Source organism: Paratractidigestivibacter sp., from assembly GCF_052362415.1.
Lineage (GTDB): Bacteria > Actinomycetota > Coriobacteriia > Coriobacteriales > Atopobiaceae > Paratractidigestivibacter.
Genome location: NZ_DAWEMK010000033.1, coordinates 7640 through 15982, shown reverse-complemented (window position 1 = coordinate 15982; position 8343 = coordinate 7640). Strand labels below are relative to the sequence as shown.

Annotated in this window: 7 protein-coding genes; all 7 read left to right on the top strand. The window is 66.0% G+C overall.

Features of this window, described 5'->3' with window-relative positions:
* Positions 1 to 343, top strand: a 343-nt coding sequence (locus ACT84W_RS04965) for a MarR family transcriptional regulator (RefSeq protein WP_444328406.1), incomplete at its 5' end; no start/stop codon positions are given.
* Positions 344 to 675: 332 nt separating this feature from the next.
* Positions 676 to 2940, top strand: a complete 2265-nt coding sequence (gene rho / locus ACT84W_RS04960; RefSeq protein WP_444328405.1) for a transcription termination factor Rho — start codon at positions 676 to 678, stop codon at positions 2938 to 2940.
* A 247-nt stretch (positions 2941 to 3187) separates the two neighbouring features.
* Entirely contained in the window at positions 3188 to 4555 is a 1368-nt protein-coding gene (locus tag ACT84W_RS04955) for a hypothetical protein (RefSeq protein WP_444328404.1), read from the top strand.
* A 3-nt stretch (positions 4556 to 4558) separates the two neighbouring features.
* Positions 4559 to 5038 carry a VanZ family protein gene (locus ACT84W_RS04950; RefSeq protein WP_444328403.1) on the top strand — a complete coding sequence of 160 codons (480 nt, stop codon included), beginning with the start codon at positions 4559 to 4561 and terminating at the stop codon, positions 5036 to 5038.
* A gap of 153 nt (positions 5039 to 5191) precedes the next feature.
* The gene (locus tag ACT84W_RS04945; protein ID WP_444328402.1) at positions 5192 to 6397 is read left to right on the top strand and encodes an ABC transporter substrate-binding protein; all 1206 of its coding nucleotides are present in this window, start codon (positions 5192 to 5194) and stop codon (positions 6395 to 6397) included.
* Between the two features lie 110 nt (positions 6398 to 6507).
* Positions 6508 to 7383: a branched-chain amino acid ABC transporter permease gene (locus ACT84W_RS04940; protein WP_444328401.1), complete on the top strand. Its 876-nt coding sequence runs from the start codon at positions 6508 to 6510 to the stop codon at positions 7381 to 7383.
* A gap of 15 nt (positions 7384 to 7398) precedes the next feature.
* Positions 7399 to 8343 (top strand): branched-chain amino acid ABC transporter permease (locus ACT84W_RS04935; protein WP_444328400.1); only part of this gene is annotated, 945 nt, incomplete at its 3' end.

Genomic DNA, 8343 nt, shown 5'->3' with positions numbered 1-8343 from the left:
GCTCTCGAGGACCTCGGCCGAGAGGATCTGCAAGTACGTCGATGCCATGGGGTCCATTTTCTGCAAGGCGGGCGACCTGGTTCTTTTGGGCCTTTACTCTGCGGAGGCCGATGAGCTCACCATCATGCAGCTCGTCGATGTACTCGGGCTTCTGCAGCCGACGGTCTCGATGAGCGTGTCCTCCCTCGCCGAGCAGGGCCTCGTCGAGCGCCGGCGCGAGTCGGGCAAGCAGCATACGACGAGCGTCGCCTTGACCGAGGCCGGGCGCGACCGGGCTGAGCAGATGAAGCAGGTCATCGAGTCCGTCATCGTGCGCCGCAAGGTCCGCAAGCCGAGGAATTAGCGCTCTTCTCGCGGCCACGTGCTTGAGGTCGCGCGGCCGCAGCCGACCGAGGGGCACAAACAAGAAAACGGAGCCTGTCCGGGGCTGTCGGGGGATTAATCTCCGACAGCCCCGATTCATGAGTCGGCGCATAGCAAATTAACTCATTTTCGTTTGCTTCCGAGCGTTCTTGCTGCTATAGTCGCAACAAAGCAGTCGCGCATGTTGCGCCGTGATCTCACCCTACATACTCTCTCGGGCTTTGATCCGAATTCGGCTGTCTCTTATCTTGACTCAATATCGGCATTGCGGCCTGCCGTGACCTTGGCCGCGCAAATACAGAGAGGTACTACATGACAGAAGAGAAGACCGTCTCGGCAGAGCCCGCCGACGAGCAGAATCCGGCCCCCAAGCGTCGGGTTCGCCGCACGGCAAAGAAGCAGGCGGAGCTGACTGAGGGCGCCCCCGAAGGTTCCGGCGCCGCCGCTCGCGCTGATTCGGGGGAGGGCAAGCTCTCCGGCGAAGCTGCGGGGAAGCCCTCGGACGACCCCGCTTCCGCATCTGCCGCGAAGACCGCTCCGAAGGCTCGCAGGTCGACGAAGCGTTCTAGCAAGGTCGCCGCGGCCGAGGCACCGGTCGCCGATGGCGCCGCCGCCTCTGATGGCGTCGATGCGTCTCTTGAGGGCGCGCAGAAGCCGCGCCGCCGCGTCGCCCGCGCGCGCAAACCCAAGGCGGATCCCGCGGAGGCCCAGGCCGTGTCGGCACAGACCGCCGTGCCCTCGGGGGATGCCGCGCCCGCTGAGGCCGTCGCCTCCAGCGATTCCGCGCCGCGCGAGATCCCTGCTGTCGCAGGCGACGTCCCCGTCGCCGAGAAGCCGAAGCGCCGCGTCGGGCGCCCGAGGAAGCAGAAGCCCGCAGACGCCGCCGAAGGCGAAGGCTCCGAGCCGGCTTCTGAGCCCTTCACAAAGAAGGACATCAAGGAGCTGAACCGTATCGCACAGGACGCGACCCACGCTTCCTCCGAGCCGGGCGACGTGCCCGGGGCCAAGGCCCTCGACTCCGTCGCCCCCGAGGGCTCCGGCGCCCAGCAGGCAGGTGAGGCGCGCCCCGCCGATTCCGAACAGCCGCGCCGCGGGCGCCGCAACCGCAGGCACTCGGAGCGTGACTTCGAGTCCGACGAGCGCCGCGACCAGTCCCAGGCCGAGAAGCAGCCCGACGGCTCTCTGCAGAACCAGCGCAAGAAAGACCGCTACGCGGACCGCGGGTCCGATGGCCAGGGCGGCGGGCGCAACAACAACCGCCGCAACAACCGCAAGAACCGCAACCGCGACTTCAACGCCGAGCCGTCCCTCTCGCTCGAGGATGTCGCGGCCATGAAGGTCGCGGACCTGCGCTCGAAGGCCGCTGAGCTCGAGATCGAGTACGTCGGCCTGCGCAAGCCCGAGCTCGTCGAGGCGGTCTATGCGGCCGCCGCCCGCGCCGAGGGCTTCCGCCCCGTCGACGGCGTTCTCGAGATCGGAAACGAGGGCTTCGGCTGGCTGCGCACGGGCAACTACATGAAAGGCGACGACGACTGCTTCGTCCACCAGCAGATGATCCGCAGCCTCGGCCTGCGCCCTGGCGACCGCGTCGTCGGAACGGTGGGCCCCGGCCGCGGCAACGCGAAGTACCCGCCCCTCATCAAGGTGACCTCCGTCAACGGAGTGGCGCCCGAGTCGGTCAAGTCCCGGCCCCGCTTCCGCGACCTGACGCCGGTCTTCCCCAATGAGCGCCTGGTCATGGAGCACGGCAAGGACTCCATCACCGGCCGGGCCATCGATCTGGTGAGCCCCATCGGCAAGGGTCAGCGCGGCCTCATCGTCAGCCCCCCGAAGGCCGGCAAGACGACCGTCCTCAAGAAGATTTGCCAGTCCATCGCGGCCAACAACCCCGAGGTGCACCTCTTCTGCCTGCTCGTCGACGAGCGCCCCGAGGAGGTCACCGACATGGAGCGCTCCATCAAGGGCGAGGTCGTGGCCTCGACCTTCGACATGCCGGCGGACAACCACACCCGCGTCTCTGAGCTCGTGATCGAGCATGCTAAGCGCCTGGTCGAGATGGGGGAGGATGTCGTGGTGGTCCTCGACTCCATCACCCGCCTCGCCCGCGCCTACAACCTCGCGACCCCCGCGAGCGGCCGCATCCTCTCCGGCGGCGTCGACTCCGCCGCGCTCTACCCGCCAAAGAAGTTCCTCGGCGCTGCGCGCAACATCGAGAACGGCGGGTCCCTCACCATCATCGCCTCCGCCCTCGTGGACACGGGGTCCAAGATGGACGAGGTCATTTTCGAGGAGTTCAAGGGCACGGGCAACATGGAGCTCAAGCTTGACCGCGACCTCGCCGACCGCCGAATCTTCCCGGCCATCGACCCGGTCTCGTCCGGCACGCGCAACGAGGACCTGCTCATCCCCGAGGAGTACCGCCCCTTCGTCTGGGGCATTCGCCGCATCCTCGCGAACATGAACAACACTGAGCGCGCCGCGAACGCCCTCGTCAAGGGCCTCAAGGGCACGAACGACAACCGCGAGTTCCTCATCAAGAGCGCAAAGAAGGCCCAACAGACCGACTACATCGCCTGATCTGGGATCGACTAACCGACCGGCCGGGTCCTCGACAAATGAATGTTGAGGGCCTGGCCTTTTTTTGCGCATGAAGGCATTTGTTTGTGCGCTATAGTAAACAAGCTATTGAACGTTGCAGCGGCAAACACACCTAAATCAAGCCACACCGCAGCAGCAAAGGCCCCGGACCTTCCCGGGGATTCCCACGCAGCAAATTCAGGATTTAGGACGTTCGCCGCCGCGGTACTGCGGAGGTGCTTTGGGCATGAAGACGAGAAGAAACCCTGCTGTGACGGCGGGTCTCGTTGGCGCGGCGATCCTGGTTCCGCAGCCCGCCCTCGCCGCCTCGCTCGACGAGGCCGTATCCTCGGTGCTCGGCAGCCCCGTCGCCTGCTTCGGCGCGGGCGTGCTGACCGGTGCCGTCGTCTCGGGCGTCGTCTCCGCCGTCGTGTGCCACTCGCTCATGGCGCGCGACCAGAGGCGCTCCGATGCCGAGTTCCCTGCCCAGGCCTTCCAGCCCATCCCGTTGAAGGAGGACTTTAATGCCGCCGCGCCAGCGCCTGCCCCGGCACGCGTTGACTTCGCGGCTGCCGAGGATGCGCCTGCCCGGAAGTCCGGCAAGCATTTCCACGCCGCGGATAAAGAGCCCGCGCCGGAGCCTCTGCTGGTCATCGGTTCCCACGCGACCGACGACTACGAGCAGATCGCCCAGAACTACGTCAAGAAGGCCACCTTCGGCGCCCGTATGGCCACGCGCGCCCAAGGCGTAGCGAAGACCCTGCGCGACCGTATGGGCGCCGATATGATGGACGGCCTCCCCGTCATCGAGCGCGCCGACGGCTCGGTCGCCGATGTTGGCACCTCCTGGTGGAACACCTCCGTCGGCCTCGCGTCCATCGCGAAGATCGACGATTACGTGGAAGGGGAGGACACCGACGGGCTTGCCATCCCCTCGGACTTCTCCGAGACCGGCAAGCAGATGCTCATCGAGGCCGCGCAGACCGCCTCGCTGAGGCGTCCTGCGCACACGGGCTCCTCCGCTCCGGCTCCGGCCGCGGCGTCCGAGGCACCTGCTGCCCCTATGCCCGCCCCCGCTCCCACCGCGAGCCCTGCCGACGAGTTCACCCACGGCTCCATCGCCGATCGCATCGCCTTCGTCGACGAGGGCGTCTACCCCGAGCGCCGCGATGCGGACGACTCGCTCGCCGACGACGACTGGGCCTCTGCCCTGAAGTCGATGGACGAGCGCCTGAACGCGAACCTCGTCAACCCCGCGCCGGTCTTGCCCGCGCCCTTCGGGGACAGCGTCGGCGACGCCGATACCCTCGACGAGCCGGACGGCCTCGAGCAGAGCACCACGTTCATCCCGTTCAAGCCCCTGGCGGGCCATCCCGAGGTCGTGGACACCGAGTCCTACGTCGATTACCTCATCGGCGACGAGTTCGGCCACAACTCTTCCAAGGCTACCCGCAACGCCGCCGGGCGCTTCCTGCGACTGCTCGAGGGGGGCACCTCGACGAATGCCCTTGCGCGATCCGCGGGAAAGACTGGCACGAGCTCCCTTCACCGAGCGGACGACTCTGAGCCCTACCGCCCCAAGCACATGGCCATGCCCATCATGAAGGAGGCGTAGCGCGTGGCGGTCGGCGCAAAGCGCCATGGTCGACTCGGCTCCCCGGCCCTCGGCTGGGGAGTTTTCCTTCTCGCGTGGATCTGCTTCATCTGGGGGCACTCGCTCGTTCAGGGCCCCGAGTCCTCCGCCGAAAGCGGTTTGGTGTACTCGCTGCTGAGGCCCTTATTCGGCGCACTCGGCATCGTTGACAAGGATACCTGCACCTTCATCATCCGCAAGTGCGCGCATTTCTCAGAGTACGCCGTGCTCGGTGCCGTGGCAGCGAACCTTGCGAAGGCCCTCGTTCTCCAAGGGCTTCTCTCCTCGCGCCTTCGGGTCGTCCCCGTGGTGCTCTGCGCCGCCGTCCCCGTCCTCGACGAGACGATCCAGCTCTTCGTGCCCGGGCGCACCGGCTGCGCCCGCGACGTGCTGATCGACCTCGCCGGCATGGCGACGGGAGCCGTCGTGGCCACACTCGTCATTCGGCATCGGCGGAAGGCTTGATATCTCCGGCGGGCGGCGCAATATTACAGAACAATTATTTTATGTTTCGCTGTTTTTAACCTAAGCTGAAACGCGGACACGCGTTGCCCTGCGCGGTTTATCCTCCTATACGCTCATAGAGCATTCTTTGCATCTATACGGGAGGAGACAAAAATGAAATCATCTGTTTCTCGCCGTCAGTTCCTCGAGCTTTCCGGCATCGTCGCCGCGGGCCTGGGTCTTGCCGGCTGCGGCAACTCCGGCTCCGGCGATTCCGGCTCCGCTTCCGGCGACGGCTCCATCAAGGTCGGCATCATGGGCCCGTACTCCGGCTCCGTCGCCCAGTACGGCGTCGCCTGTCGTGACGGCGCGCTGCTCTGGTTCAAGCAGCTCAACGTCAACGGCGGCGTCAACGGCAAGCAGGTCGACACCGACGTCCAGGACGAGAAGGGCGACGCCACCGAGGCCGTCACCGTCTACAACAAGCTCGTCGAGGACGGCGTGACCGCTATCGTGGGCGACGTCACTTCCAAGCCGACCATCGCCGTGGCCCAGAAGTCCGTCGAGGACAACATGCCCTGCGTGACCGCATCCGCTACCACCGCCGACGTCATCTCCTATGGCGACAACTATTTCCGTGCCTGCGTCACCGACCCGTTCCAGGGCAAGGTCATGGGCGACTTCGCCGCCAAGCAGGGCTACAAGACCGTCGCCACCATCTACGACTCCGGCGACGACTACGCATCCGGCGTCGCCTCCGCATTCAAGGACGAGTGCCAGAAGAAGGGCATCACCGTCGCTAAGGAGGCCGGCTACGCCTCCGGCGCCACCGACTTCAACGCCCAGCTGACCGATATCCTCTCGGCCAACCCCGACGCGATCCTGTGCTCCAACTACTACCAGGACGACGGCATGATCGTCACCCAGGCCCGTCAGCTCGGCTACAAGGGCGTCTTCCTCGGCGCCGACGGTTGGGCCGGCATCGTTGGCGGCGACCAGGACTACGCCTCCACCGCTGACCTCGAGGGCTGCTTCTACTGCTCCTCCTTCGTCGCCTCCAACCCCGACGAGAAGGTCAAGAAGTTCATCGAGGACTTCAAGGCCGAATACAACGAGGCCCCGACGAACTTCAACGCCCTTGCCTACGACGCCGCCGCCATCGTCACCGAGGGCCTGAAGGCCGCCGAGGACAAGAAGCTCGAGCCCGGCTCCGACGACTACAAGGCCGCCGTCATCGAGGGCATCAAGAACTGCAAGGTCGAGGGCGTCACGGGCACCATCTCGTACTCCGGCACCGGCGACCCGCAGAAGTCCACCCTGGTCATCACCTTCAAGGACGGCCAGGAGACCATCTTCGACACCATCGAGCCCGAGGCCTAAGTCCTAAAGCTCGCCCCTGCACCTGCAGGCGCAGAACCTGGGCACCGAGATCGGCATAGCCTCTCGGTGCCCTTCGCAGTATCCGCAAACGAATCGGAAGGGAAGTGCCCATGACATTCTTGACTCAGCTGCTCAACGGCCTCAGCCTCGGCAGCATCTACGCGCTCGTGGCGCTCGGGTACACCATGGTGTACGGCATCATCCTGCTTCTGAACTTCGCCCACGGCGACATCATCATGGTGGGCGGCTACATCGCCTGGATCGCGATGGCCACCCTCGGCCTTCCCCCGGTGGTCGCCGCCATTCTCGCCGTTCTCGGCTGCATGGTGCTCGGCGTCCTCATCGACAAGATCGCCTACGCGCCGCTGCGCGACGCCCCGCGCCTCTCGATCCTGATCACGGCCATCGGCGTCTCGTACTTCCTCGAGAACGGCGGCCAACTGGTCTTCGGCGCCGCAGCCAAGGTCGTCCCCCCGTTCGGAGACTTCGGCAGTATCCAGCTCGGCGACGCGAGCCTCTCTGGCCGCGCCATCCTCACCGTCCTCGTGACCGCCGCGGCCACGGCCGTCCTCACCTTCCTGGTGCAGAAGACCAAGCTCGGCAAGGCGATGCGCGCCGTCTCCGAGGACATGGGCGCCGCGCGCCTCATGGGCATCAACGTGAACCACACCATCTCGTTCACCTTCGCCGTGGGCTCCGCGCTCGCCGGCATCGGCGCCGTGCTCTACTGCATGGCCTACACGCAGATCACCCCGACCATGGGCATCATGCTCGGTACCAAGGCCTTCGTCGCCGCCGTCCTCGGCGGCATCGGATCGATCCCGGGCGCCGTCATCGGCGGCCTCATCGTCGGCTTCGCCGAGGTGTTCGTCTCGGCCATCGGCCTTTCCGTCTGGCAGGACGCCGTCGTGTTCCTGCTGCTCATCATCGTCCTCATCGTCAAGCCGACCGGTCTGCTCGGCCGTCCGATGACCGAGAAGGTCTAAGGGGGTGCGCACAGAATGAAGGATTACTACAACAAGGGCGAGGAGCGCCCGACGCTCTCCGCCTCGGTGGTCGCCCCGGCCTCCAAGCGACGTAGCCTCCCCATGCCCGCGCGCTATGCCATCAATGCCGTGCTCGTCCTGCTGTTCCTGGTCATCGGCGAGTCGATGATCTCGGGCGGCGTCGTCAACCGCTACCAGACCGGCGTCCTCGAGCAGGTCGGCATCTACATCATCATGGCGGTCTCGCTGAACATCGCCACGGGCTACCTCGGCCAGCTCCCGCTGGGCCATGCCGGCTTCATGAGCGTGGGCGGCTACTCCTGCGCGCTGTTCATCATGCACATGATGCCCGTGCTCGGCCTGAACGCCAAGGCCATGGCCGCCATGGCGAGCCCCGCGGCCATCCTGCTGTTCGTCGCGGGCGTCGTCTTCGGCGGCATCTGCGCCGCCGTCTGCGGCCTCATCATCGGCATCCCGGCCCTGCGCCTCAAGGGCGACTACCTCGCCATCATCACGTTGGGCTTCGCCGAGATCATCCGCGTCGTCATCAACAACATCGACGGCGTCCTCGGCTTCGACTTCACCGGCGGCGCCAAGGGCCTCTCGGGCATCCCGGGGTACACGAATTTCCTCAACGTGTTCCTCGTCGTCGCGGTGGTCATCTTCCTCATCCACACGATGATGAAGTCGCGCCATGGCCGCGCGATCCTGGCCATCCGCGACAACGAGATCGCGGCCGAGGCCTCCGGCGTCAACACCACCTACTACAAGACGCTCGCGTTCGTGGTCTCCGCGTTCTTCGCGGGCGTCGGCGGCGCGCTGTACGCCGGCTGCATCGGCGTTATGGACCCGTCGAAGTTCGGCTTCATGAAGTCGGTCGAGATCCTCGTCATGGTCGTCCTCGGCGGCATGGGCTCCATGCTCGGCTCCGTCGTCTCCGCGACCGTCCTGACGATTCTG

What these genes read in the sequence shown, in the direction of transcription:
- rho (WP_444328405.1), top strand. Translation starts at nt 676, where the DNA reads ATGACAGAAGAGAAGACCGTCTCGGCAGAGCCCGCCGACGAGCAGAAT.
- ACT84W_RS04955 (WP_444328404.1), top strand. Translation starts at nt 3,188, where the DNA reads ATGAAGACGAGAAGAAACCCTGCTGTGACGGCGGGTCTCGTTGGCGCG.
- ACT84W_RS04945 (WP_444328402.1), top strand. Translation starts at nt 5,192, where the DNA reads ATGAAATCATCTGTTTCTCGCCGTCAGTTCCTCGAGCTTTCCGGCATC.
- ACT84W_RS04940 (WP_444328401.1), top strand. Translation starts at nt 6,508, where the DNA reads ATGACATTCTTGACTCAGCTGCTCAACGGCCTCAGCCTCGGCAGCATC.